The 25,768-nt window shown below is 50.2% G+C and carries 19 protein-coding genes and 1 other annotated feature; of the genes, 15 read left to right on the top strand and 4 right to left on the bottom strand.

The window, feature by feature from the left end:
* Nucleotide 1: 1 nt before the first annotated feature.
* Nucleotides 2-550 carry an ECF transporter S component gene (locus HPY52_10040; GenBank protein ID NPV80597.1) on the bottom strand — a complete coding sequence of 183 codons (549 nt, stop codon included), beginning with the start codon at nucleotides 548-550 and terminating at the stop codon, nucleotides 2-4.
* Between the two features lie 48 nt (nucleotides 551-598).
* A complete protein-coding gene (locus HPY52_10035; protein NPV80596.1) occupies nucleotides 599-1,636 on the bottom strand; it encodes a P1 family peptidase in 1,038 nt (345 codons plus the stop codon).
* 198 nt (nucleotides 1,637-1,834) lie between these two features.
* Here HPY52_10035 and HPY52_10030 point away from each other — a divergent pair, with 198 nt between their 5' ends.
* The 3 genes from HPY52_10030 (at nucleotide 1,835) to cysE (ending at nucleotide 5,955) form a co-directional block, all read left to right on the top strand.
* Nucleotides 1,835-3,454: an ATP-binding protein gene (locus HPY52_10030; GenBank protein ID NPV80595.1), complete on the top strand. Its 1,620-nt coding sequence runs from the start codon at nucleotides 1,835-1,837 to the stop codon at nucleotides 3,452-3,454.
* A 263-nt stretch (nucleotides 3,455-3,717) separates the two neighbouring features.
* The gene (locus HPY52_10025) at nucleotides 3,718-4,683 is read left to right on the top strand and encodes a ribose-phosphate pyrophosphokinase (GenBank protein ID NPV80594.1); all 966 of its coding nucleotides are present in this window, start codon (nucleotides 3,718-3,720) and stop codon (nucleotides 4,681-4,683) included.
* Between the two features lie 97 nt (nucleotides 4,684-4,780).
* Nucleotides 4,781-5,080, top strand: a binding site (T-box leader).
* A gap of 230 nt (nucleotides 5,081-5,310) precedes the next feature.
* Nucleotides 5,311-5,955: a serine O-acetyltransferase gene (gene cysE, locus HPY52_10020; protein ID NPV80593.1), complete on the top strand. Its 645-nt coding sequence runs from the start codon at nucleotides 5,311-5,313 to the stop codon at nucleotides 5,953-5,955.
* A gap of 143 nt (nucleotides 5,956-6,098) precedes the next feature.
* On the opposite strand, the gene HPY52_10015 is transcribed toward cysE, so the two are convergent.
* Nucleotides 6,099-6,725 (bottom strand): hypothetical protein, encoded by a 627-nt coding sequence (locus HPY52_10015; protein ID NPV80592.1) that lies wholly within the window; start codon nucleotides 6,723-6,725, stop codon nucleotides 6,099-6,101.
* Nucleotides 6,726-6,892: 167 nt separating this feature from the next.
* Nucleotides 6,893-8,407: a xylulokinase gene (gene xylB, locus HPY52_10010; GenBank protein NPV80591.1), complete on the bottom strand. Its 1,515-nt coding sequence runs from the start codon at nucleotides 8,405-8,407 to the stop codon at nucleotides 6,893-6,895.
* A gap of 645 nt (nucleotides 8,408-9,052) precedes the next feature.
* Here xylB and HPY52_10005 point away from each other — a divergent pair.
* The 12 genes from HPY52_10005 (at nucleotide 9,053) to HPY52_09950 (ending at nucleotide 25,737) form a co-directional block, all read left to right on the top strand.
* Nucleotides 9,053-11,089, top strand: a complete 2,037-nt coding sequence (locus tag HPY52_10005; GenBank protein NPV80590.1) for a sigma 54-interacting transcriptional regulator — start codon at nucleotides 9,053-9,055, stop codon at nucleotides 11,087-11,089.
* Between the two features lie 69 nt (nucleotides 11,090-11,158).
* Nucleotides 11,159-11,854, top strand: a complete 696-nt coding sequence (locus HPY52_10000; GenBank protein NPV80589.1) for an RraA family protein — start codon at nucleotides 11,159-11,161, stop codon at nucleotides 11,852-11,854.
* A gap of 441 nt (nucleotides 11,855-12,295) precedes the next feature.
* The gene (locus HPY52_09995; GenBank protein NPV80588.1) at nucleotides 12,296-12,733 is read left to right on the top strand and encodes a DNA-binding protein; all 438 of its coding nucleotides are present in this window, start codon (nucleotides 12,296-12,298) and stop codon (nucleotides 12,731-12,733) included.
* Nucleotides 12,734-12,850: 117 nt separating this feature from the next.
* The gene (locus HPY52_09990) at nucleotides 12,851-13,945 is read left to right on the top strand and encodes an ADP-ribosylglycohydrolase family protein (GenBank protein NPV80587.1); all 1,095 of its coding nucleotides are present in this window, start codon (nucleotides 12,851-12,853) and stop codon (nucleotides 13,943-13,945) included.
* Nucleotides 13,929-15,017: an ADP-ribosylglycohydrolase family protein gene (locus tag HPY52_09985; protein NPV80586.1), complete on the top strand. Its 1,089-nt coding sequence runs from the start codon at nucleotides 13,929-13,931 to the stop codon at nucleotides 15,015-15,017. The genes HPY52_09990 and HPY52_09985 overlap by 17 nt, the downstream gene beginning before the upstream one ends.
* Nucleotides 15,018-15,380: 363 nt before the next feature.
* Nucleotides 15,381-17,297, top strand: coding sequence for an ABC transporter substrate-binding protein (locus HPY52_09980; protein ID NPV80585.1), 1,917 nt, complete (start codon nucleotides 15,381-15,383; stop codon nucleotides 17,295-17,297).
* A 406-nt stretch (nucleotides 17,298-17,703) separates the two neighbouring features.
* Complete coding sequence (locus tag HPY52_09975; GenBank protein NPV80584.1) at nucleotides 17,704-18,045, top strand: nucleotidyltransferase domain-containing protein; 342 nt, start codon at nucleotides 17,704-17,706, stop codon at nucleotides 18,043-18,045.
* 516 nt (nucleotides 18,046-18,561) lie between these two features.
* Nucleotides 18,562-19,650 (top strand): alcohol dehydrogenase catalytic domain-containing protein, encoded by a 1,089-nt coding sequence (locus HPY52_09970; GenBank protein ID NPV80583.1) that lies wholly within the window; start codon nucleotides 18,562-18,564, stop codon nucleotides 19,648-19,650.
* Between the two features lie 40 nt (nucleotides 19,651-19,690).
* Nucleotides 19,691-21,655, top strand: coding sequence for an FAD-binding protein (locus HPY52_09965; protein ID NPV80582.1), 1,965 nt, complete (start codon nucleotides 19,691-19,693; stop codon nucleotides 21,653-21,655).
* 147 nt (nucleotides 21,656-21,802) lie between these two features.
* Entirely contained in the window at nucleotides 21,803-22,993 is a 1,191-nt protein-coding gene (locus HPY52_09960; GenBank protein ID NPV80581.1) for a 4Fe-4S binding protein, read from the top strand.
* Between the two features lie 343 nt (nucleotides 22,994-23,336).
* On the top strand, nucleotides 23,337-24,341 hold the full coding sequence (locus HPY52_09955; protein NPV80580.1) for a LacI family DNA-binding transcriptional regulator: 1,005 nt from the start codon (nucleotides 23,337-23,339) through the stop codon (nucleotides 24,339-24,341).
* A 709-nt stretch (nucleotides 24,342-25,050) separates the two neighbouring features.
* Nucleotides 25,051-25,737 carry a hypothetical protein gene (locus HPY52_09950; protein ID NPV80579.1) on the top strand — a complete coding sequence of 229 codons (687 nt, stop codon included), beginning with the start codon at nucleotides 25,051-25,053 and terminating at the stop codon, nucleotides 25,735-25,737.
* Nucleotides 25,738-25,768: the final 31 nt, after the last annotated feature.

The raw sequence follows: 25,768 nt of genomic DNA, 5'->3' as shown, positions 1-25,768 counted from the left end.
ATCAGGATCTTTGTCCAGTTACGACAGTCCCATTTTTCAGTGAGCCTCTCGCCATGCTTTTTGACACTGCCAGCGCGATGGGCGTGATCACCACTGCTGCCACAATTGCTTCTGGTATACCATGGGCGATTGCTATGGTGAGTATGCCTTTCTCTCCAGCGACCGGGGCATAGCCACGCAGCGCAAAAAGGGAGAGCGTCCCTATAGTGTTTGTGGCGCTTCCTGCAGCCGCTGCCAGTGCGAGCCCCCAGGATGTCTTGCGGGTCAGCATATAGACATAATATGCTACGACCCCAATCAAAAGCCGGGCAGGGATGACCACGAGAGGATCGGCCAGGAATTGCAAAGTGAAGAGGCCGAAGATCAAGCCAGTTAGGGAGCCGACCAGGGGCCCTTCGAGGATACCAGCCAGAATCACGGGGAGATGCATCAAAGTTGCAGCGCCAGCGGGGGTAGGTACCGGGATGAATCCGATGCCGGTAGCTCCCATGACGATGGTGAGCGCCGCTAGAATACCGGATACTACGATCTGCCGAATGGATAGTCTCATATTCTATTTTACACCTCCGTTCCAGCCCCAATGGGTGCCGGACGTTTTTCATGCGCGCCTATCTACGATATCACCAGCCGCAAGCACCGAACCCACACGGGTTGCCTTCATGACAGCGCGCACTATGGCCATGCTCACTACATCTGCCGCCACAGATCCGATAGCGGTCACGTCCGCTTCTTTATCTCCTGTGGACAGGGCAAAAACAGTATCTCCATCATACATAGTATGCACCGGACGAATCGATCTTGCAATACCATCATGGGCCATTTCCGCGACTTTATTGGTTTCTTCTTTGGTGAGCTTTGCATTTGTCGCCACAACCACCAGGGTGGTGGAGGAAATTGGGCCTGGAGATTCTGGTGGTACCTGATCTGGCGACTTTGCGAGATTCGACCTGCCGAAGTCCGCGTTTGTCGCGCCCTGTACCCCAAGCCTCCTCATCGCGGCCGAGCAATCAAGGAATCTACCTGACGCAAAGTCATATGCTCCTGCGATGATCCTGCCTGTGCCGGGGTCCACCACATCACCCAGGGCATTTACCACCGCAAGGGCCCCAACTCTTATCCCATCCCCGATTTCAACGCAATACGTCCCCTGTCCGCCTTTCATGCAAAATACAGGGCCATAGACTTTCCCCACCGTGGCACCCATCCCGGCTCCGGCATTGCCTTCGGGCACGGAGCCGGACGATGCCGCCTTACAAGCAAGATACCCCATTTCCTTATCTGGTCGCACCTTGCTGCTGCCCATTCCAAGGTCGAATATCACCGCAGCGCCGACAATGGGGACCCGCCCGAATCCTGTCTCAAACCCTATCCCTTGTTCCTCCAGGAATGCCATAACGCCGCTTGCTGCATCTAGTCCAAAGGCGCTGCCTCCCGAAAGAACTATTCCATGCACCTTTTGAACCAGCCTGGCCGGCCGCATAAGATCGGTTTCCCTGGTCCCAGGCGCAGATCCCCTAACATCAACGCCTGGAACAGCGCCTTCCTTCGCCAAGATCACGGTGCATCCTGTAAGGCCAACGGGATCCTCAGCGCATCCAACCTCGATGCCTGGCACGCATGTTATGGAATTATGCATCCCAAGAGGTTCAGCGTTAGATATCATGCGATCACCACATTATGACCTTCGACGTTTTTGGCCATTTCCCTCCTGCTATCAATCCCCATGGAGATTGTGCTGCTGGGGGCCTCTGGCGCTCTGGCGCGATGGCGTTGTATGGCTCCTATGAGGTATGCTAGAATTAAAATTGCCCAGGCATGGTGAGGAGGTAGGAGAATGCGCAGGTTTAACACCACCGGCCCATGTGACCCCACTTTGCATTATTATGTGCCTCGCGAGGAACTACTGCAGCAGACACTGAAGCAAATCGAAGGCGAAGGCTGCGACGGAATAACGAAGCGAGGGCGCTATTTCACGTTGTATGCGCCGCGACAAACTGGCAAGACCACATTTGTTGAGGCAATCGGGCGTAGACTTGGGGAAGAGTACCTCTTTTTGGTCCTCTCCTTTGAAGGCATGATCGACGTTACGGAGGAAGAGTTTTGCCAGCTCCTTGCCTTTCGATTGAATGCAAAGCTATCCCTGTGTGGGATTGACTTGCCAGAAAAGGGGCCTTGGAGGATTGCGGAGTTGCCGCGATTTTTCCAAATCATGCGGCAGATCACGAGAAGAAGACTGGTATTAGCGATTGACGAGTTTGATTCGCTGACAGGAGATTATGTAGGCAAGATTTTGCATGTGTTCCGCGAGATCTATTCTGATCGTGGTACAGTCTATAACCTGCATTCCCTGATCCTGATAGGAGTGCGCAATCTCACTGAGATCTATCTGGAACATGCCTCTCCATTCAATATTGCTGATGAAATCAGGCTGGAACCCTTTACCCGAACGGAAGTTTTCGATCTTATAGGCCAGTATGAGAAGGAGACCCGCCAGACTTTTTCACCCGCTGTAAAGGATAAAATCTATACCGAAACCAATGGCCAGCCTGGCCTGGTAAATGAACTTTGCCAGCTCCTCGTGGAGCGTTTTAACCCCATCGACCCAGATAGGTTGCGGAAAGGCGAGGTTGAGCCCGTTGAGATTGGGATGGATGCCTTCACCCGTATGCTCGACTACTATATTAACGCCTATATCTCAAAAAACGTGAGCAATATTATCAGCAAGGCCAAGGAAGAAGAAACCTCGGTTTTGCGCCTTTTCGACACTGTGGTCAAGGTGCCTTATATGGTGGATGAACCCTGGCAAAAGCACCTCCAGGTGAACGGTATCATTGAATATGAAGAGGATCCGAATTCCTTGCGAAAATATGTCAAATTTTCCTGTCCGATCTATCAGAAGAAGCTCTATGCCTATTTCAAGCCAAAGCTTGATCTTGCCTTCGAGCAGAGAAACTATCTTTTGCCCGGCGAGGACTACCGGAGTTATCTGCGGTCTGATGGGACTCTAGATTTGATGGCGGTGCTGAAGAGCTACCAGCGGTATGTTAACAGAAGGGGGAGCAAGGCCTTCAGTTTCGCGAAACAGCGACGGGGCGGGACCAGGTATGAGGCTGTCTACCATTATTCCCTGGATGCTTATCTATCGAGTTTCGTTGACCGACTGGGGGGATATAGCAGCGTCGAATTCCCCACGGGGAACGGCAGAGTTGATATATGGATTTGGCTTAATGGTCGACGCTATGTGGTCGAGGTAAAAAGCTATGTGGATGAGACATTGTTAGCCAGGGCCAAGGTCCAGACGGCACAATACGCGCGCAGTGAAGGTCTCTGCGAGGCTTATCTAGTGATTTTTACAGAGGTTCATGATCGGACCGCCAATACACTTGATTTTACCGAGGAGGTCGAAGGAATCAAGGTCTATGGGGTTTTCATCAATGTGGGGTTCAAAGACTGACCCAGCCTGAGGCGTAGACTACCGCAATGTAAGGTCTCCTTTTTCTATATCAGCTGCTGGCAATGCAGATCTATGGCCAGCTATTCTGTTCAATATAAGGGCGCCTCATATCAAATGCTCAGTACGTTACGCTTTGGCGCCTTGCTTTCTCCCCATTGAAGCGATACATTATTATCTGGAAGGCTATTGCAGCTTCCTTGGCGGGAGCGTATCAGTTTTTTGCATTGAATAGCGGAACCTTGCGCTGACAGACAGCAGGAACTATGGGGAGGGCTTTTGGCGTGTATGATTTGAAGGTATTCACGGGACGGGCTCATCCCGATCTCGCCCGTGAGGTATGCTCGTTTCTGAGCATTCCATTGGGACAGGCTGAAATTATGACCTTTGCTAATGAGAATATCTTCGTGAAGATCAATGAGAGTGTGAGAGAGGCTGATGTTTATGTGATACAGCCTTCTTGCTCACCGGTGAATGACGGTCTGATGGAATTACTCATAATGATCGACGCCTTAAAGAGGGCTTCGGCTGGTAAGATCACTGCAGTCATACCTTATTATCCATATTCCCGGTCTGACAAGAAAGATCAGCCTCGCGTCCCCATAACGGCGCGGCTAGTCGCGGATCTCCTGACTGTGGCCGGAGCTAATCGTGTAGTTACAGTTGATCTCCATGCCAGCCAGATACAAGGCTTCTTTAGTATACCAGTCGATCATCTTACCGCCCAGCCTATCATCGCTTCCTATTTCAAAAAGCGGGCTATTGACTCATTGGTTGTGGTAGCGCCTGACGCAGGGCGCGCGAAACTTGCCACGAAATATGCTGAGTCTCTTTCAGCGTCCATGGCTATAATTGACAAGCGGCGTTTGGGGAATGAAGATGTTGCCAAGGCAAGCGATATGGTAGGGGAAGTGGAAGGCAGGAATGCCCTTTTGGTTGATGATGAAATCACCACGGGAAGATCCCTCCTAGAGGCTGTGGGAGTCATCAGGAGCCACGGGGCCAAGGACATCTATTTCGCCTGCACTCATGCGGTTCTTACTGAAGATGCAAGAAAGCGAATAATTGACTCTGGTGTCAAGGAAGTCGTGGTTACAAACACGGTTCCAGTGGATGCAGAAAAGAAAACAGAGAACATGACCGTTCTTTCTGTGGGCAGGCTCCTCGCTGGCGCTATCAGGTGCATCCATTCCGGCGGATCCATTGGCAAACTCTTTGAGCAGGAATGGTAGCATTTGTTTTGAACGGCACGCTGTCTCCGGGACCAATTTTCAGTTTGACGTGTGCGGGAAATTGCCCTAAACTAATAATAGCACTGTTAAATCAGTCATAAAAGCAATGAGTGGAAGAAGTACCCCCTGTTAGACCTGCAAGAGAGGGCCCGTTTGGTGCGAAGGGCCTCAGGTTTGCGGGGCGAAATGCATCCATGAGCTGCCGTCGCGAAAAGGTACACCTGATTAGCGATGGACGCAAGACCAGCGTTATTGGGTCAAGGTATAGGCCGCAATTGGGTCAGTGAATGCGCCGCACATCTCATGTAGCCTGACTGGAAGGCTTTGTACCTGGTAAGATGGTTATGTGACAACGTAACCAAGCAGGGTGGAACCGCGAAGGCTCTTCGCCCCTGAATCGGGGGCAAGAGCCTTTTTCATTGGGCTTTTTGTTGGGCAGGATTCTTGGCTGTATAAGAGACTAGAATAAATAGTCTGGCCATTCAGGCGGCCCTAATGCGGCACAAATGTTGGCGGGCTATTTTCGTGGTAGTCGGGCATTGTCCGGCATTATTAAGACGGGAAGATGGTAATCACTGGCTATTTTCAAAGAGGCAGGTGAGGGGAGGGATATGGATGAAAATTCCAATTATAGAGCAGGTCCGGCAAGATATCAGGGCTGTCATGGATCGGGACCCGGCAGCAAAGAGCGTGTTTGAGGTGCTGCTTTGCTACCCTGGGCTTCATGCCCTATGGATTCACAGAATAGCCCATTTCCTGTATATGAGGCGGATGTTTCTTCTAGCCCGGCTACTTTCCCAATTTGCTAGATGGCTCACTGGCATAGAAATTCACCCGGGAGCCCGGATTGGAAAGGGATTTTTCATTGACCATGGCATGGGTGTCGTTATAGGAGAGACCGCAGAGATTGGAGATAATGTCACCCTTTACCAGGGGGTAACTCTGGGAGGCACTGGCAAGGAAAAGGGCAAGAGACACCCTACAATAGGAAACAATGTCATGATCAGCGCCGGGGCGAAGGTGCTAGGCTCCATTACTATTGGAGACAACTGCAAGATAGGCGCCGGGGCAGTTGTCATCAAATCTGTCCCTCCGGGCTGCACCGTTGTAGGCGTGCCGGGCCGTATTGTTAAAAGGGATGGAATACGGGTTGGCGGGGTGGATCTAAACCACGGCGACCTGCCCGACCCTATAGCGGATCTGCTTCAGAACATGAATTATAGGCTATCACAGATCGAGCAGCATCTTCCTGAGCTTGTGCCCCATGATTAGGGGTATCGCATCCATATACTGCTTTCCCACGTTGGATGTGTTCGCGGCTTGCGGAGGGCCAAATCTATCATAGATAACCAGACTTGGCCCCCTACAAGCCCCAGCCCTCTATATCGGGCTTTGATCAGCTGCGCGAAAGGCTCTCAGTTGAGGCTCTCTTTGATCCACCCAAGGCGAGGTTTGGGTATGAGCCCATAGTTATAGAAAACAAGGCCATCTGCGCCACCTTTTAGCGCCGCGGAAACTCTGCTTTTTAGCTCTGGAGCGGAGCTGATCTCGGGATAGAAGAGCCTAAAGCCTGCATGGAGCTCTGTATTCTCGCTTTGGGTGGTTTTCGCACTTTTGCCGCTTTTGCTCAGAATAGCCGCGGTTTCTGATATGTTTGTTCTCACCATATCAGCGGTAGAATCGTAACAGCAGACGATCATGCCCTCGCATCGTTTACCGATCTCCTCGATGTCCACCCCGAAAAGCCACCCCGCATCGGGGGATGAAAGACTCAGGAACAACACCTTCGTGTCTGGTAAGACTGCGTCCCTCACCTCTTCTAGAAGCGACAAGACGGGACTCCTGCGCCATTCAAGGTAGGCCCTGAGATCAGGAAGAGCGTCAAAGGCATTCGGTCCTTGTCTTAGAAATTCAGCCTCGCTTCTCGCGAAAGAATCTATATCGGACGCGGAGGTCGCTTTCTCAAAACTGCGATTCAGCTCATTTATAACGAGCTTGCGAGCTGCCTGCGCGTTTACGCCGGCCGCGCGAGCGGCCTTCATGCATGCTGGGCAAAAGCAAAGAGATAGGGATGAAAATCCCCCAAAGTGGGTGCCGCTATTTTCAGAGGAGGCTTTAATACCATCATGCATTCTCTGGGGTAACATAAACATGACAATATAGCCGATTTATCCGTCAAGGGAAGGTTGGTTTGAGCCGCCTGGATACTCTACTCTAATGATAATTCAGTCAACTCCTTTGTAACGTCCTTGGTCGAAATGTAGAACCTCTCATAGAGGCCGTATAACCTGGCATAGAGACGCACCTTTTCTGGATCTGGTATTTCTGAATCGGTTGGATCGGAGATTTTGAGGCTCAAGGTTGCCAAATCGCTTTGGAGCCCGAGCCCGACCATTGCAATAGCGGCAGCTCCCGCCGCCGAAGCATCTCGTGTCTTTATCAGCCTCAGCGGGATATTGCATACATCTGCTATTATCTGCCTCCATAGCGGGCTTCTCATGCCACCTGCCCCGACATTCAAAGTTTCTATGGAAATTCCCATCTCCTGAAATACCTTCAGAGAATCATAGATATTGAATGCGATCCCCTCGAGCACTGAACGAATTATGTCGCCCCTTGTATGACTTGTGGCGAGCCCCAAGAATCCAGCTCTTGCCCTCGGGTCAAAGTATGGCGTGCCCGCGCCTACTAAGAATGGCAGGAATATCACGCCCCGGCAGCCTGGCGGCGCGGATTCAGCTTCACTCAAAGCAGATGCAATCGCATCGCCCGAGGCATGTCCTTCGCCCGCCAGTATTTTCGAGATCCATTCAAGCCCAAGCCCACCTGTGAAAGGAGAGCCCATCGCATAAAGGAAACCAGGTATTGCATGGGGATGGAAAGTTATTTTTCCATATCCGGCGGGCGCCGGCGCGTCAGCGAGAGCGACTACCTGAGCGGAAGTACCCAGGGTTATGGCTACGACCCCTGGAGTGACTATTCCGGTGCCTATGGCGCTACATGCCATGTCGGCAGCGCCGCAGACAACAGGAATGCCCGGGGTAAGTCCTAGCTCAAATGCTGCATCGCGGCCGAGATAACCAGATACTTCACAGCTCTCCTTGATCTCCGGGAGCAATCTCAAATTGAACCCCATTTCGCTGAAAAGTTCCGTATCCCAGGAGCGAGTGGTGGGATTCAGAAAGAGACTGTTTCCCGCATCGGTAGGCTCTGTCAATATTTCCCCGGTAAGCAGCATTCTGAGGTAGTCCTTGGGGAATATGAACTTATGGGCAGAATTATATGCCTGGGGGGCCTCCATCTTCGCCCATAGAAGCTTTGGGGCCATAAATGCGTCAACACAGGGGTTACCGGTGAGCACACGGATTCTATCGCCAGCCTGTTCCTGGAGAATTTTAGATTGCCGGGAAGTTCGAGTATCAAAAACGGTAATGCATGGGAGCAGCGGGCGCCCGTTTTTGTCTATCAGCACAAGGCCACTCATATGGCCCGACAACCCTATCCCAACTATTTCTCCAGGTGGAGAACTAGCTTTATCAAGCGCCTGGCGGGCAGCCGCCTTTGCTGCAGGCCACCAGGAGTCTGGGTCTTGCTCTACCCAGCCGGGGGCAGGAGAGTGAGTAGGGTAGGGGGCTGATCCTACGCCAACCACCTCCAGATTCTCCTGCATCACCAGAGCTTTTACACTTGAAGATCCAAGATCCAAAGACAAGATCTTTTTCATAGGGACCGGGCACAGAAAGCCTTCCAATTTATTCAATTTGTGCCGCAAAACCTCTTTTTGAATTCGAGCTTGGCTATCTATAATATCGCATATCCATCTAGCTGGCTATTCGTCTTTCTAAGCAGGAAATCCTTCCTGGGTGCTCGTTGTTTACTGCTTTTTCTGAAGCGCACATGCGGTATATACGGGATGACAATTTCGCGCCGAGACGATTGGTCACGGGATGACAGCCTGGTGCCTGGGACAGATGAGCGCGGGATGACAATTTGGACCGGAGATAAATCATCACGGGGTGACGGAGATAAGCAATCGCGGGATGACAGTTTTACGTCGGAGGTATATGGTCATGCGGTGACAGTCTAGAGATGGTCATACCATGACAGATTAGCACTAAAGACAGACGGGCCGTGACAGTTTGGCATCGGGGTAAGCGGTCACCATGAAATGGAAGGAGATCTGCCATGGGTACCGAATTCTCTATATGGACAGCGACATGTGAGCAACAGTAGGGAAAGCGCGCCGTAATCGCCCGCGAGGTACCGTTGGAACCACAGAGCCTTTTGGGGGCATCGTGAGAGCATAAGATTTTTGCGGGTATTAGGGAAGCATAGAGCCGAAGCGGCGAGCGGGAAGGTGGTTTGAACAATGCGATCTCAGGCAGCATCACCAAAGATCGTCCTTATTGCGCCCTATCCGGAGCTTGGTGCAATGGCCCGCAAAATCTCTGGCGAACTGGGCGTTGACATAGAGGTGATGGAGGGGGTATTGCGCATCGGCGTCAAGATCGCCCAGGATATGGAGTCCAGGGGAGTCGAGGTTCTGATCACGCGAGGAGGCACGATCATCGAATCCCTGAAATCCGGCGTAAAGATCCCCATTGTCGAGATCGAGGTTACAGGCTATGATGTATTACGCGCACTATACAAAGCGCGTCAAATCAGCGACAATATTGGCCTCATTGATTATGAAAATATTGTGTCTCTCTCCAATTCTGCTCTTATCGAGAATCTACTCAAGGTCAAAATCCAGCGGTCCATCATCCGCCATCATGCAGAAATCGAAGAAACAATATCAAAACTTACGAATTTCGGCGTTCAGGTCATAGTGGGCGGTGGCCAGGTGACGAAGACTTGTGAAGCGCTAGGCATTCGTAATGTGCTCATAGAATCCGACCTGGAGTCCATTCGGCATGCAATGACAAACGCCATCGCGGTCCTGGAAGCGAGGAAGATCGAGCGCGAGAAGTCAAACCAATTGAAAGCCATCTTGGATTTTGCCTATGAGGGGATTCTGGCAACTGATGCAAAGGGGCGGATCACCACCCTCAATTCATCTGCTGCAAAGCTCATGAATATTCAGCCCGACAGGGCGATTGGACGGCGTGCAGAGGATGTCTTTCCGGGCATTGGGGTGGACGAGGTTTTAAGAAACGCCACCCCGCAGACGGATTCCATCTATCATATCAAGAATCTCCATATCGCATGCAATAAGGTACCCATCAAAACCGTTGGCGATGAGATTGCGGGGGTCTTGGTGACATTCCAAGATGTTGTGAAGATTCAGCAATTGGAGAAGAAGATCAGAAAAGAGCTTGCCGCACGTGGGCTTGTGGCGAAGTACTCTTTTGCGAATATCATCGGAGAAAGTCAGGAGATCAAGGATGCCATTAGCATTGCCAGGAGATATAGCGCTGTGGATTCCACTGTCCTGATAACCGGCGAGACTGGAACCGGCAAGGAGCTCGTCGCGCATGGCATCCATATGGAAAGTAAGCGAAAAGATGGCCCCTTTGTTGCTGTGAATTGTGCTGCACTTCCCGAAACCCTTCTAGAGAGCGAACTTTTCGGATATGTTGAGGGAGCTTTCACGGATGCGCGTAGAGGTGGCAAAGCCGGGCTTATTGAACTCGCCCATGGAGGCACGCTCTTTCTCGACGAGATAGGCGAAATCTCGCTCAAAATCCAGGCCCGCCTGCTCCGGGTGCTTCAAGAAAAGGAAGTCATGAGGATAGGCGATGATAAAGTCATACCCGTGGATATCAGGGTAATTGCGGCTACCAACAAGGATCTGTGGACTCTGGTGGAGGATGGGCGTTTTAGAGAAGATCTCTATTATAGGATAAATGTCCTGACTCTGAGGATGCCTGCTTTGCGAGAGAGGCCGGGAGACATACCGCTCCTTGCAGATTATTTTCTAAGGCTGTTTAGCGACAAACACAGACGTCCGTCAATGAGTCTAAGTAAAGGAGCGCTCCGGATCCTTTCCGAGTATGATTACCCCGGAAATGTTAGGGAACTCATGAATATCCTTGAAAGGCTCGTTGTGCTTTCTGACAACCCTGCAATCTCGGAGGACCTTGTGCAGAGAATCCTTTCGGAGCGCCAGCAAAGGCGCAGGCCAGTTTCCGAAATTACAGCTGGTAATGCAGTTAGCGTAAGTGCGGCAGGAGGTAATGCGGATATTCCTGGGCGGCTCAACTCAGGCGCAGGAGCTGCGGGAGAATCACAATATGGAATACTTTACAAGGAAGAAGAATCACAACATGGCATCCTTCGCAAAATGGAACGCGAACTGGTGTTAGAAATCCTTCGCCAGGAAAACTTCAATCGCTCAAGAACCGCGAAAAGGCTCGGCGTCAGCACTACCACGCTGTGGAGGTGGTTGAAGGAGATGCGGGCATGATGTCCCGCGATGTTCGATGTTCATTTCATCTGAAGGAAGGGAAGCATGGTGGCTATGAGAGATTTCAGTATGTCAAAGGATGAACGAGAAGCCCTGCTGACTGCTTTCGAGGGCCTTCGCACCACAGATGTAAGTGACGGCATGGATTGGGCTATGCTCCATGATAAAGGCCTTGTATCTCCAGCCATACGGCCCCTCTGGCGCCCAGTCAAGGTCTGTGGAATTGCCAAGACTGTGAGGTACGTGCCGACCCAGAAGCGGATACCCACAATGAGTCCCGACGAGTACGACAAGTATGTCGGCTGGTGGTATAAGGAAGTATGTTCATATCCTTTTGGCGCTGTAATCGAGCCAGGTGATATAGTGGTTATAGACGCAGGCGGTATTGACTGCGGACTCTTGGGTTCTAACAATTCACTGGCTTACAAGAACATGGGAGCAAGGGGACTCATAATAGATGGCGGGTGCCGTGATACTGATGAAGTGATCATAGAGAGAGTCCCTGTCTGGACGCGGCATATCTCTCGCACCATGGTGCAAGGGCGGTTAGAGTTTTCTGATATGATGAACCCCGTCAACATCGGCGGAGTGCTTGTAAATCCTGGGGACGTCATCGTGGCTGACGGAGATGGTGTTGTAGTGGTTCCTCGAGAAAAAGCCCTGGAAGTCGCGAAATGGGCGAGAAGAGAAGAGCAAAATGATAGGAAATCAAGGCGGGCGCTTTATGAAGAGGCAGGGTTGCAGTTTGATGACACTGTGATATGACGCGAAGCAAGCGACATCCAAGGCAATTACCGCAGCCTTTTGCCAGACTGTCAATATGTGGGGACGCCGGAAATGGTGGCCCCGCATATTCTGAAACATACCTGGCCATCTTTATAAGTCCGGTTTTTGCGGCATGAACATCGTTTTACATCCTCATAGGATAATCGGTTAGTTGTTCATGAGTATGAATAGATCTTGCCATCATGGTTTCATTTTGGATGATTTAATTTTTAAAATGAATTAGTAGCATTTCATCATGAAATGCTTATTTTGCCATTTTATCGGAAGACGATCTTAATCAGAAGAACATATCAGGCTCTGTGACATATCCGGACCTTTGGCATCTCAATTGCGTTATGAACGAAGTGTGAAAGGTCTGGGGCGGTCTGGCATGTTTTGTGGGACGGAGATCAGAACGAAACAGGGAGGAGCAGAAGTGGAATGGAGGTTATCGACTCTCTTCAAACAACAAGATTCGTAATCATACGCCTCGACCCGGGGGAACTCTTATTAGAGAATATACGGAAGACCATAGCGGATCTAGGCCTCACAAATGGGGTTGTTGTTTCAGCCATCGGGACGCTCAAGAAATGTAGAATGCATGTTACCACTTACGCAGGCTTTCCCCCGATTGACAAGTTCCTCGAAAGAGAGGGCGCTCTTGAGCTTGTCCATATTCAAGGAATCATAGCGGACGGGGAACCTCACTTGCATATGACCATCTCGGATGAGAATTGTGCCTATGCTGGTCACCTCGAGGATGGATGCGAGGTGCTGTACCTTGCGGAGATCGTGATTGCCAAGACTGATGGCATGGGACTTAAGCGCGAGGTGAACCCGTCAAATGGGATCAAGCAGCTGAAACCGGTGAAGGTTTGAAGATGTTGCCTGCTGGAGTCATAACACGCTTTTGGTTAACTGAGCTATAGGTCTATCAGAAACGCGAAATGCCATTACGATTCTGAGGTCGCAGAACCCAATAAAGGAGGGGTAAACTTGCCAAGTCTATTCGAGAAAATCTATGGATGCCTGGCCGCTTCAAATATTGCCTCGGCAATGGGAGCGGTGGTAGAAGGTTGGGAGACTGATCAGATCGTCCAGAAATATGGGGTGTTTCAGCAGCTGCTTCCATATTCGCATTATAAGAATTTCGGAAGGCCAGGGAGCGGAAGACTACGCCCGGCGGGAACCACGGAAGATGGCATAGAGCGTCAAAGGCTCATGTGCACAGCGATTATCGAAAAGAGGGGCAGGATAACAGCCGATGACCTTGCCAAGGTGTGGCTGCGTGACATAAATCCAGATTATTTCGGGGTTCAGATGGAACCTTGCGATGAGATTCTCTACAACCTGGTGAAGGCCGGAATTCCTCCTGCAGACGCAGGTCGATACTCGAACTTTCTTGGAATAGTATCGTTCGCGAGGTCGTGCCATCCCATAGGATTGATAAATGCATGCAATCCTGAACAGGCAGTAAGGGATGCCTGGGATGTAGGTCGCCTCTATCAGCCGCTGCATGGATATGGGTTGGACTGGTCTGCTGTGTATGTTGCCGCCATTGCTGAAGCATTGAAACAGGATGCCACTGTGGATTCTGTTATTTCCAAAGCGCTTGAGTTTGCGCCAGCCCCGGTCAGGAGAGAGATCGAGGAAGGGCTAGATATGGCCGCAAGGTCAAAGGATGTATTTGCGATGCGCGAGCCATTCAATAAGCGTTATTCAGGGCGCGGGACAACCTATGCTATGAGTATGGCACATGAGGTGGTAACCAAGGGGTTAGCTATTTTCTACATAACTAAGGGAATGCCAAAGGATGCGATAGTAGGTGCCGTTAATTTTGGTCGTGATACGGATTGTACCGCTGCCGTAGCGAGTGGTCTTGCCGGTGCTCTAAACGGAGTTTCCGGGATCCCTGAGGAATGGATCAGAACTGTAGATGAGGCGACTCTGGTCAATGACTATACGGTATCTAGGCGGACGCTCCGGGAGACTGCTCAAGGGATCTACGAGGCCGTGAAAGCCGAAATGAAGAAGGCCAGGGAATGGGCCGAGGAGATTGAGAGGGGGATTATAAGTGGCGAGTCTGTATGAGAAGATATTTGGATGCATCGCGGCCTCACGAATAGCATCTGCAATGGCTGTTCCTACAGAGGGAATGGATGAAGACCAAATCGAAGCGAAGTTTGGTAGGCTTGAGGGCTTCCTCACGGTTCCCAGACACGTGAAGGCAGGGGAACATATTGCCTGGCCTTCTCTCAAGAAGCTTACAAGGCATGAGTTTGATTACCAGCCTGGAGAAACGGAAGATGGCATAGAGCGGCAGAAGCTCCTATGCACAGCAATAATCGAGAAGAAACGTCGTATCACTGTGGAAGACTGGGCAGAGATAATCAATCGTGATGTCATTCCAGAAAAGCATTTTGGTTACCTGATGTGGATCGGAGATGAATACCTCTACCCCATGGTTCAAGGCGGAGTCCCTCCGTGCTACGCGGGCATATTCTTCCCCTGGCCTGGCGTGCATGGGTTCACGAGGGCTTGTCATCCTATCGGCATTGTAAACGCGGGTAATCCATGGCAGGCAGCTAGGGATGCTCTCGATGTTGGAATGCTCATGTATCCTAGATATGGCACAGGGATATGGAGCGCAGCCTCCTATGCTGCAGCTATAGCTGAGGCGATGAAAAAGGATAGCAGCATCGATTCAGTTATCAATGCAGCCGTCGAACACGGGGGAGAATCAATGGCCAATGCCATTACCTGGATGCTGAGATTCGCTGAAGACTATCGTGACGTATTTGAACTTCGCAAGCCGCTAAATGATCATTATCGCCGCAGCTCCATGTCTGGAGAGGAGAATGTATCGAAAGCCCTGGTGATATTTAAGATGACAAATGCGGATCCAAGGGCCTCGATAATAGCCGGGGTCAATTTCGGACGGGATACAGATTGCGTGGCGGCCATGGCAGCGGGACTCTCCGGCGCGTTCACCGGTCGGGGAAATATACCTCAAGAATGGATAGACAGAGTTGATGAAGTCACGAAGCAATCTCAGCGCACGGTTTCCAATATTTCCATTGACGAGACCGCCAGGGGGTTACTGGAGGCTGTGAAGGCGAATATCGAGTCTTTGAAGCGACAGATTGCCTCACTGGAGATCTAATGACACAGATCTTTGTGGTTCACATAGAGTGCGGAATCACGGATGGGTGAAACAGATATGCTCCAACATTGAGGTAATGGCTCGACTGCCAGACCCATCCCCTGGGGTATGTGCAGGATGCGCAGATTAGGGATGGGCCATAGGCTATGTCGAGTCGGGGAATTCGTCTCCTAAAGGGGCATGCGGAGTAGCTGGTTGGAATGGGCTCCGTCTGCCCCATACCCCAATATAGCGCCGGATACGCTGTAAGGAGGTGTTACCAAGGGTTGATAAGATCAAATCTTATGCTCTGTACCCTGGATTTTATCCTATCCTGAACCTAAATGCTAGAGTGATCCTTCAAAATGGGAGGGCGATTAGCTCATGAAAAGGGCCGTAACTATCCTTTTCATCTTCAGTCTGATACTCAGTCTCTTCCTGATGTTTTCTAGTTTCGCTTTCGGGCAAAAGAAATATCATGAGGCGCCGATGCTCACCGAGCTAGTAAAGGCTGGTAAGCTTCCTCCTGTGGAGGAGAGACTTCCAGAAGAACCTCTAGTGCTAACACCGACGCAAGAGATAGGAAAGTATGGAGGAACCTTGAAGGGAGCAGCGTTAGCCCCTGATACATGGAATGACCTTGAGACCGGAATGGTTACAGGCTTCGTTCAGTTTTCCAACGATGATACCAAGATACTGCCCGCTCTAGCTAAGGGCTATAAGTTCTCAAATGGATACAAGACCCTTACATTGTATCTTAGAAAAGGAGTCAAATGGTCTGACGGACAACCATTTACTGCGGATGACATACTCTTCTGGTGGGAAGACATCATTCTGAATGATGAGCTTACGCCCGTAAAACCCAGGGATCTATCTCCGGGCGGGAAGCTCATGACTGTCAAGAAGATTGATGATTATACGGTGGAATTCAATTTCTCTGTTCCCTATCCGGCTGCTCCATTCATCAACTACTCCGCGGCACCTTATATAGCATATCAGCCTAAACACTATCTCAAGAAGTTCCATATAAAATATAATCCCAAAGCGGATGAACTAGCCAAACAGGAAGGCTATGATCACTGGTACCGGTGCTTCGGGGCTCATGCTGCCACAGGTTGGGGTGCGCGCGATCCCAAATGCCCTTCACTACAGCCATGGGTTTTGAAGAGCCATGATAGCCATCGCAGGGTTTTTGAGCGTAATCCCTACTACTGGGCGGTAGATACAGCCGGAAACCAACTCCCTTATATTGACAGTATTACGGTGGAATTCGTGTCCAATCTCGAAGTCATGAATCTTAAGGCACTTTCAGGGGAATTGACCGTTGCTGGCATGGATTTGCTACTAAAGAACTATCCCCTGCTGAAAGATGGCGAAAAGAAGGGAAATTATAGGGTAATACTTGCCACCAGCACCAAACCTGCTGATGTGTCGTTTACCGTGAATCTCAATCACCCAGATCCGGTATTACGAAAGATCTTCCAGGATGTAAGATTTAGACAGGCGCTCTCCCTGGGAATTAACCGTGACGAGATTAATGAACTAGTGTTCCTCGGGTTAGGGGTCCCATGTCAGGCTACGGTGCTGCCAAGCTGCAGTTTCTATAAGGAAGAATGGGGCAAAGCTTTTGCGGAATATGATCCTGCGAGAGCAAATAGACTCCTTGATGAAATGGGGCTCAATAAGCGGGATAAAGAAGGATTCCGTCTGAGACCAGATGGCAAGACACTTGCTGTCAACCTTGAATATCTACCTCATGAGGGACCTAAGGGTGATGTGTGCGAACTAGTGGAACGCTATTGGGAGGATCTGGGCATTAAGGTAGATGTGATGCCGAGAGAGCGTTCGTTCTTGCTCACCCGCATTGGATCGGACCAGCATGAGATAACGGCCTGGCACATAGACCGGAGCATGGAGCTCTGCAATTATGCCCAAACCGACAAGTGGCTTCCGCCAGGTGGTTCGGTCATGGTTTACGCTCACCGATGGGGGTTATGGTTGAACCGCGGCGGCAAAGATGGGGAAGAACCCCCAGAGGAGTTTAAGGCGCTCTACAATGCGTTCTGGGAGTGGAGGAAGTACCCACCTGGAAGCCCCGAGTATATGAGTTGGGCGAAGAAGATATATGACATGCACGCGAAGAACCTCTATATGATCGGAACCGTTGGAATGGCAGGATGGCCACTGGTAATAAAGAACAACCTCGCTAATGTCGTTAAGGGTAATGAAAAGAAGATATGGTTCGGCGCTGATAACTGGTTCTGGATGACCTTCCGTCCAGAGCAATGGTTCTTTAAATAGTGGATTGAGGGATCTGCTCCATCTCAGGGTTACATTTCAAATCACTAGTTTGTCCCCAGTGACCTCGCCCCTGCTCCTTATCCCGGGGGCGAGGTCCTATCTTGCAGCTTTCCCGAGTTTGGCTAGATTGAAACTCCAGGCTTGTTATATTATCGGACCATTACACGGAGTGGCACAGAATTTATGTTAAATTCTTCTTTCCTATGAATCAGAGCTTGGCTCCCTTAGGCAGCGAACCTCCGCTTATGAGTCCACAGATCCAGGCAAAGAATCTGGGCACCAGTAGAAGCCCGAATGACTCCAACAAGAACCCTGCCGATAATTCATGGTTTTCGTTGAGTTTAACTGAGAGCACAGGATATAATCAATATAAAGGGTCTATCTTGAGGGGCAGAGGCGATATCGCATGAGCGAAAAGAAGTCTGCTACAAGAAGAGCTGCAGCCGGGCCATTGACTAATCCGGAAGCAATCCGAATTGTCAGGAAGTTCGTTGAGCGATTAAGGAAGTACGGTATTCAATATGAGCGAGTAATCTTATACGGCTCACAGGCAAGGGGAGATGCAGGTCCTGAATCGGATATAGATGTCCTTGTCGTGGTACCGAAAAGGACAAGGCCAATTCGCTTAGCAATTATCGAAAAGGTGGCTGAGATCGAACTTGAAGATGGCGTTATGCTCTCACCCCAGATCTGTGATTCGGAGTCATTCCATTTCAGTCTGTGGGCTAATCTTTGCCTACCGAAATGAAATCCTCCATTCGCGGACTCTTTCCGGAGTCTGTTATTTGTAAAGAAGGGGAACGTCGGTCGGGGTAAAGAGCGCCGCGAACCTTCTTGACCTGCAATGAGAAACCTGTCTCAGATCATGCTCTCAATACGGTCTTTCAGAGTTTCACCAGCTGGATCCTTTTACGTTGCCATCAGAGAAACTACCATTTTATAAATATACAAGAAATATACAAGCTCGAACTCAAGAGTTGCACCCGATGCGCAGGGCATCACAATGGCCTTGCGTGCGGTGCGCCCGGATTTCGCGGCAACTTCGGAGTCGGGTATCTATATCGATCTTGTCAGTCTTAATTAGCTTTCCGGGAGCTGAGCCGGGAAGGAATAGTCGCACATCCGTAGAATAAACATTTTTATGGACGGTGTTTTTGTTCCTGATTTTTGGTATGTCTATCATATAGAAACGTTTCGCTCAGGATGTCCGACACCCAAATAAGCAATAGAAGTGCTTTAGCAAAGGTGATGGTTCCACATGAAGATTGAAACCACAGCGATGGTCCTGCAGGCTCCTGGCAGGCCACTTGAGGAACGGCATTTCGAGGTCGATGTCGACCCTCACTATATAGTCGTAAGAATAGCAGCTGCTGGGGTGTGTGGTTCAGATGTCCACATGTTTCATGGAAAAGATGATCGTGTTCCGTTCCCTATCATTCTTGGCCACGAAGGGGTCGGCATCCTGGAATACTTGCCAGATGGCCTGGTAGATATCACTGGCAAACCTCTCTCTTCCGGCGACCTTGTGATCTGGAATCGCGGTCTGAGCTGCGGCCATTGTTATTTCTGTGCGGTCAAAAAAATCCCATCTCTCTGCCCTAACCGGAAAGCCTACGGGATAAACATGTCTTGTAAAGATTATCCGCATCTATCTGGTTGCTATGCCAGGCATATAGTTATTGCTCCGGGTACTGATTTCATTAAGCTTGATCAGGCAGTGGTCAATGACCCGGCAATAATGGTGGCGGCGGCCTGTTCAGGGGCCACGGTTGCCCATGCTTTTGAGCTTGTAAGGCCTGATATGGGCGACACCGTAGTGGTTCAGGGGCCAGGGCCGCTTGGAATTTTCGCTTGTGCTTTTGCCAGGGCTTACGGTGCCGAGAATGTAATAGTGATTGGCGGGACTGATTCAAGGCTTGAGTTATGCAGGCATGTTGGCGCCATCACATTAAATCGAAATAAAACGACTGAAGGGGAGCGGAGGGACTTCATCAGGCGCTTTACTGATGGGCGTGGTGCAGATATGGTAGTTGAGACAGTTGGAACTGCTGCTGCGGTTAGGGAGGGGCTAAGTTTGGTCCGCCAGGGAGGCGCATACCTTTCAGCAGGGTTCGGGGCGCCAGGAGGGCTGGTGGAAATTGATCCGTTCGGCGACATAACCCGGAGGAATATTAGATATCAGGGCGTATGGGTCAGCGACACCAGGCATGTCTTCGATGCGGTCTCACTGGTGAAGAAAATGCCCGAGTTCTTCATCAAGCTTGTCACTCACAGGTTCCCTCTTTCCGAGGCGAATGCCGCCCTTGCCGCCATGGAACATAGAGAGGTAATAAAGGCTGTATTGATCCCTTGAGAAAATATGAAAATCGAAGTTTCGGAGGCAAGACGCATCCATGAATTTGCCCTGCAATATTGATCATGTGCATATCGACGTTCTTGTAATCGGAGGGGGTGGGGCTGCCCTACGAGCCGCCATAGCCGCGAAAGAGAGCCTCGGCCCGGATGGACGAGTCGCCATGGCCATAAAGGGGGAACTCGGGAAATGTGGGGTTACGGCACTTGCTTGTTCTGACCGGATGGCTTTTCATGTTACGCTTCCATACACTGAACCCGAGGGTAGCGACAATTGGATCTACCATGCCAGGGATATATATGAGCTTGGCGGCAGAGTATCCGATGCCCACCTCGCCATGATCTTGGCGAAAAGGTCATATGAGGCTTTCTCCTATCTGATTGATTTGGGGATCCCTTTTGCAAAACGTGAAGATGGGAGATTCGATCAATTCGTTACGGATGGATCTGGCTATCCCAGGGCGTGCTATACCGGCCCCCACACCGCAAATCATATTGAATATGCTCTTGTTGATAAGGTCAGGCAGCTTGGAATTGAGACCTATGAGAATTGCATGGTATGGGAGCTCGCCATCGATTCGAATGGCCATGCGGCAGGGGCGTATGGTATCAGGTTTGACGGAAGGTGGATTTGCTTTCATGCCGGGGCCGTGGTCCTTGCCACTGGAGGGGGAGGTGGGGCTTTTGCAGTAAGTGTATTTCCCCCTGGACAGACCGGAGATGGTTATGCCATGGCATATCGCGCCGGAGCCCACCTTGTGAATATGGAGTTCATACAGATAGGGCTTTCCTCTATAAAGACAAACCTGGCCTGTTCTGGAAGCATGATGCGAGCCATCCCGAGGTTCATAAATGATGATGGCGAGGAATTTTTGATCAGATACTTTCCTCCAGGTGCTAGTTATTCCGAGATCTACTCCACTGTTTTCAATAAGGGAGCAAGCTGGCCTGTATCCTATGATAAGCCGTCCCACAGGATAGATATAGCGGTCTGGAAAGAAATGAGGGCAGGCCATAGGGTCTTTCTGGATTTCTCTCGGAACCCCCAAGGCTTTTTATTTGATGCACTGCCGGATTCCGTCCGCAATTTCTATTTCAGGGAGGCTAAAAAAGAAGCCGTATCCGGGGGAATGACAGGGTCGCTGGACAGGGGCCATTCACCTTTTGCACGTCTTTCTGAACTAAACCCAGAAGCGATAAAGTGGCTCATGGAGCGCGGGGTGGACTTGGCGGCAGGGGAAACTCTTGAGATTGCCCCTGCAATCCAGCATTTCCAGGGTGGGGTTAAAATAGGGGATCGTGCCGAAACAAACATCGATGGGCTATTCGCTTGCGGAGAAGTGGCAGGGGGCCAGCATGGCGCTAATAGACCTGGGGGGAATTCTCTTCTTGACTGCCAGGTATTCGGTAGGATCGCGGGCGAGGAAGCTGCCAGGTTCGCCATGAATGCTAAGATAACTAGGCCGTCGATCCCTGATAGAGAGTCAGCGGATCGGACAAAGGAAAGGCTTGGGGTTACCCTAAGGGCGTTTAGAAAGGGCCAGATGGAACACAAGGAGGCAAGGGCTAGAATTCAGGAAATCCTCTACTCTGTGGCTGGCGTGGTCCGAACTGAAGCAGAGTTGGAAAGGGGTCTGGAAGAGATCCTGAGAATAAGATCGGCTGGGATTAACTTCCCAGAAACTAAGTCGCCAGAGGAACTGATTCATGCTCTTGAAACCCGCAATATTCTTGATGTGGCTGAGATGATTGTACGAGCGTGTTTATTGCGAAAAGAGAGCAGGGGGCCTCACTTGTTTTTTTCGGATCCAAATGATATTGAACCCATGCCTCCTGATCCTTCGTGGGAGAAGTATATCATAATCGGTCACGGCTACTTTGATGAGCGCAGAGACTCTGAGGAACGCTCAACGGCTTCGCATGCAGAGGAAGCGGGAAGCTCTATGATCCTGCGCGTGGAGGAGCCAGTCTCATGGGGGAAGGCGAGTGCCTTGTATATCCTGTAACTGATACTCCGTTTATTCAGAGATAATCAAGCCCAAAGCTAAAGGACCCGCCGAACCCTGGCTCCAGGATGGTTTATATATGGTGTGTGCATAATTTGAGTTTCTGAGTTTCTCTCTGAATTTCACCTTGGTCATCTATAGCGGCAGATGAATCATGAGAATGGGGAGGAAGAGCAATTGGCTACGCTCGATACAACTTTTTGCGGTGTCAAACTCACAAGTCCCGTAGTTGTAGGTTCGGCCAATATTACAGGGAATTTCGAAAATATCAAGCGATGCCAGGATAATGGCGCAGGGGCTATTGTCATGAAATCTCTTTTTGAAAAAGAGGTCTGCCGTGAAGCGCCGACGCCAAGATTTGCCATCATACGAAGAGGGTCAGGCGAGAAGAGGTCTTTCATTCTCTATTCGTATGAGCAGGCGAGCGTCTGGGGTCCGGACCGCTATGCGCGAGAAGTTGAGCGATGTAGGAATGAATTATCAATACCAGTGATTGCGTCAATAAATTGCTATACTCCGGAAGGATGGGCCTCTTATGCCAAAAGGATGGAGGCCGCAGGTGCCAGCGTCCTGGAGCTTAATGTCTCATGTCCTCATGGGTCTGTGACGTTCTCCGGTGTCAAGGTAGAAGAGACTATTTTCGATGTTGCGCGGATCGTGCGTAGCGAGGTCAAAATCCCGATCGTGGTGAAACTCAGCGCGCAGCTCACCGCTCCGCTGAACGTGGTGCATGAGCTGGAACAGCTTGGGTGCAATGGGGTCACTCTATTTAATCGTTTCACCGGACTTGAAATCGATATCGAGCGGGAAATTCCCATAATGCATGGGAGCTATGCTGGTCATGGAGGACCCTGGGCCATTCATCTCGGCCTGAGGTGGATAAGCGCTATCCGTCCCCATGTAGCTTTAGATATCAGCGCCAGTGGAGGCGTAGATTCACCAGAGGATGTGATCAAGTATCTGCTCGTAGGCGCAAACACAGTTCAGACATGCACCTCGGTTATCATGAATGGCTATGAGGTGGTCCGAGAATTCAACGAAGGATTACTGAAGTTCATGGAAGGCAAGGGGTACAGAACAATTGACGAGTTCCGCGGGAAGATAAATGCCAGGATTTTGTCTACGGAGGAAGTAGATCGTCGCCATTTGTATAGGGCCAGAATTAATAAGTCTAGGTGTAACAACTGCGGACGCTGCAAATCTGTATGCACCTATTCCGCCATTGAAGAAGGAATTGAGACCCATGAAATCAACGACAGATGCGATGGTTGCGGACTGTGCAAGGAAATATGTCCGAGAGGGGCGGTAGATCTCATCTCTCTCGCTACCTCGCTCTAGATTTACAAGCCTGTTTGCCCGCTCTTGCGCCGGGAACCCACCACCGCTGTGGCTGCTCCTGGCGCTTTCCTTATTTTTGAGGTGCGGCTGTTCGCGAGGTGCGGCTCTCCGCCGGGTTTTGAAGAAATGCTATGTTTTTAATGCCGATAATCCGCTGATCTGTTTATAAGTTATATCTTTCCCTATCGTAAATAATTTTCGCCTCCCAGGAAGGAATAACACTATTCTTGTAGAATAAACATTTCTATAGAAAGTGATTTTATCCAAGAGATTTGGAGGGTTTATCTCATAGAAACGCTTCAGCCATGATGCCCGATATGCATGGTGAATTTGGGGGATTAGGATGTCTTCTGTTACTATCAAGGATGTTGCAAAGCTTGCAGGGGTAAGTCTTTCAACTGCATCTTATGTATTAAACAACAAAGGTGCTGTCAGTGAGAAAACCAGGGATAAGGTGCTCCTGGCAGCGCGAAAGCTGAACTATAAACCCAATGCTATTGCTCGAAGTCTAGTCACCGGAAGTTCCAAAACAATAGGCCTTCTTATACCCGACATCTCCGACCCTTACTTCACTGAGATAGTCAAGGGTGTGGAGGAATGCGCAAATTCCAATGGGTATTCCGTGATCCTCTGCAATACGGATAGAAAACTCGAAAAGGAGAATCAATATTTCAACATTCTCAAGGAAAAGAGGGCAGATGGCATCATTCTCACTGGTGGAGCCATGAATAATGACCGTCATCTTTTGAGACTAGAGGATGACAATATAGCAGTGGTTGTAATCGGGAGACATAGTCTTCCTTTTAGAGCAGTGGTTGTAGATAACGTAATGGCAGCAAGGGAAGTCACAGAATATCTTTTGGGCAAAGGCCATAGAAGGATTGGCTTTATTTCAGGTTCTCTTCTGTCGACCACAAGCCAAGACAGGCTTGAGGGATACAAACAAGCGCTAGCTTTTCATGGGGTGCCATATGATGAATCCCTGGTGAGCGAGGCAGATTTCAAGGTTCAAGGTGGTATGGAGGCTGCCCGAAGATTCTTCGAGCTCCCGATGGAAAGGCGTCCTACGGCGGTATTCGCTGGGAATGACCAGATGGCGATAGGGGTCATGGGCGCAGCCAGGGAGTATGGGTTAAGGGTGCCTGAGGATATAGCAGTAGTAGGTTTTGATGATATACCGCTTGCGAGCCTGGTAACACCATCTCTTACTACGGTGAGGCTCCCTATGTACGAGATGGGCTATAAGGCAATGGAGCTTTTGCTAGAATCCATCGCCGGAGATAAAGAAACTCATAGCAACCGCGTGGTCTTCTGTGGATATGAGTTCGTTATGCGGGATTCTGCCTAGAATCCTCAGATTTGGGCTTATCTGGATTAGTCTGGATCGTAAATATGGTTCGACCAAAGCAAGAGATATTCTTGTTCACTCTTTACCCGCCGCTGTATTGAATTCCAGAAAATCCCGAAAAATAACTTCCCCATTTGGACGCTATAGATAACCAACTAACCAACCTCGAGGTTAGATCATACCATTTTAAAGTATAACCTGGCATCGACTTGGTTCCTTTCGGCAGTATCGATGGCGCAAAAGTGATCGTGACAAAAGTACCCGCTCATCCCGATATAGTTCGCGGTGAGCCGCGCATTAAGCGCTCTTATAGAGAGGCCTGTAATGTAGTCGTATCGAGGTTTTGTCAAGACATGGTACGGTCTGGGGCGGGTTACGCAGCCAATACTCCCACCCCCATTGCCATATGTCTCCCAATGGGCGGTGGCTGAGTTATAATCGCGCCGAAGCCGGCCGCGCAGACGTATATGTCGTCTCGATCAAATGATAGGATAGTATAGCATCATGGTGAGTATGCCGGGATAAACCAAAAAGATTGAGGGAATGAGAAACTGTAGCTGAATTTGGAATTGACGGAAGGAGGTGGTCTTGATTCGGGAATGCCCACAGAGAAACGGATGGTAGGGAAAGAAAGGTAATCTAAGGGTGAGAGAAAGGAGGCACGTAAATTAAAATGCAGTATAGGAAGTATCGGCTAATTATAGTTTGCTTGGCTATATTAGTAGCCCTGCTAGGCATGTTTACGTTCGGAGCGGCTGCCGGGTATAATGAGGCTCCGCAGCTGGCCCAACAGGTAAGACAAGGCAAACTTTCGCCCATTGGAGAGAGATTGCCTGCGAATCCTCTGGTGGTGAAGCCTGTCGAGAGGGTAGGGGAGTATGGCGGCACATGGCGAATGGCCATGCTGGGAAGGGCGGATACGGCCATCCTCCTCAGAACGGTCGGCTATGAGAACCTGGTCCGGTGGTCCCCGGATTGGAAAAAGGTTGTCCCTAACGTAGTCGAAAGCTGGGAGATCACCGATGGGGGACGGGTCTTTACCTTCCACCTGCGTAAGGGGATGAAGTGGTCGGATGGCACCCCCTTTACTGCTGACGATATTATGTTCTGGTATGAGGATGTGGCCTTAAACAAGGAACTCACCCCAACTTTCCCCAAATGGCTTACGATCGATGGCAAACCTGTTAAGGTCGAAAAGGTGAATGATTTCGCCGTAAAGTTCTCCTTTGCTAAGCCATATGGTCTATTCTTGCAATTTCTGGCGTGTCCCGGAGGAGATCTTTATGCACCCAAGCACTACCCCAACTTCCGCACTCAGAGCACTGGAACCCTTACGGTACCTATGTTCTTTGTCAAATTACGTCACTATCTTACGACCATGTCTTCACCGGCTTGATCATCCGGGGCGATATGCCTAGCGCCTCATA

Source organism: Bacillota bacterium (assembly GCA_013178415.1).
Taxonomy (GTDB): domain Bacteria; phylum Bacillota; class SHA-98; order Ch115; family Ch115; genus Ch115.
Note: the sequence above shows the minus strand (reverse complement) of the source record. Positions and strands in the feature narration are given on the sequence as shown.

Coding starts and splice junctions, on each gene's coding strand:
- HPY52_10040 (NPV80597.1), bottom strand. CDS start 550: ATGAGACTATCCATTCGGCAGATCGTAGTATCCGGTATTCTAGCGGCG.
- HPY52_10035 (NPV80596.1), bottom strand. CDS start 1,636: ATGCATAATTCCATAACATGCGTGCCAGGCATCGAGGTTGGATGCGCT.
- HPY52_10030 (NPV80595.1), top strand. CDS start 1,835: ATGCGCAGGTTTAACACCACCGGCCCATGTGACCCCACTTTGCATTAT.
- HPY52_10025 (NPV80594.1), top strand. CDS start 3,718: ATGGGGAGGGCTTTTGGCGTGTATGATTTGAAGGTATTCACGGGACGG.
- HPY52_10015 (NPV80592.1), bottom strand. CDS start 6,725: ATGAAGGCCGCTCGCGCGGCCGGCGTAAACGCGCAGGCAGCTCGCAAG.
- xylB (NPV80591.1), bottom strand. CDS start 8,407: ATGAAAAAGATCTTGTCTTTGGATCTTGGATCTTCAAGTGTAAAAGCT.
- HPY52_10005 (NPV80590.1), top strand. CDS start 9,053: ATGCGATCTCAGGCAGCATCACCAAAGATCGTCCTTATTGCGCCCTAT.
- HPY52_10000 (NPV80589.1), top strand. CDS start 11,159: ATGTCAAAGGATGAACGAGAAGCCCTGCTGACTGCTTTCGAGGGCCTT.
- HPY52_09995 (NPV80588.1), top strand. CDS start 12,296: ATGGAGGTTATCGACTCTCTTCAAACAACAAGATTCGTAATCATACGC.
- HPY52_09980 (NPV80585.1), top strand. CDS start 15,381: ATGAAAAGGGCCGTAACTATCCTTTTCATCTTCAGTCTGATACTCAGT.
- HPY52_09975 (NPV80584.1), top strand. CDS start 17,704: ATGAGCGAAAAGAAGTCTGCTACAAGAAGAGCTGCAGCCGGGCCATTG.
- HPY52_09965 (NPV80582.1), top strand. CDS start 19,691: ATGAATTTGCCCTGCAATATTGATCATGTGCATATCGACGTTCTTGTA.
- HPY52_09960 (NPV80581.1), top strand. CDS start 21,803: ATGAATCATGAGAATGGGGAGGAAGAGCAATTGGCTACGCTCGATACA.
- HPY52_09955 (NPV80580.1), top strand. CDS start 23,337: ATGTCTTCTGTTACTATCAAGGATGTTGCAAAGCTTGCAGGGGTAAGT.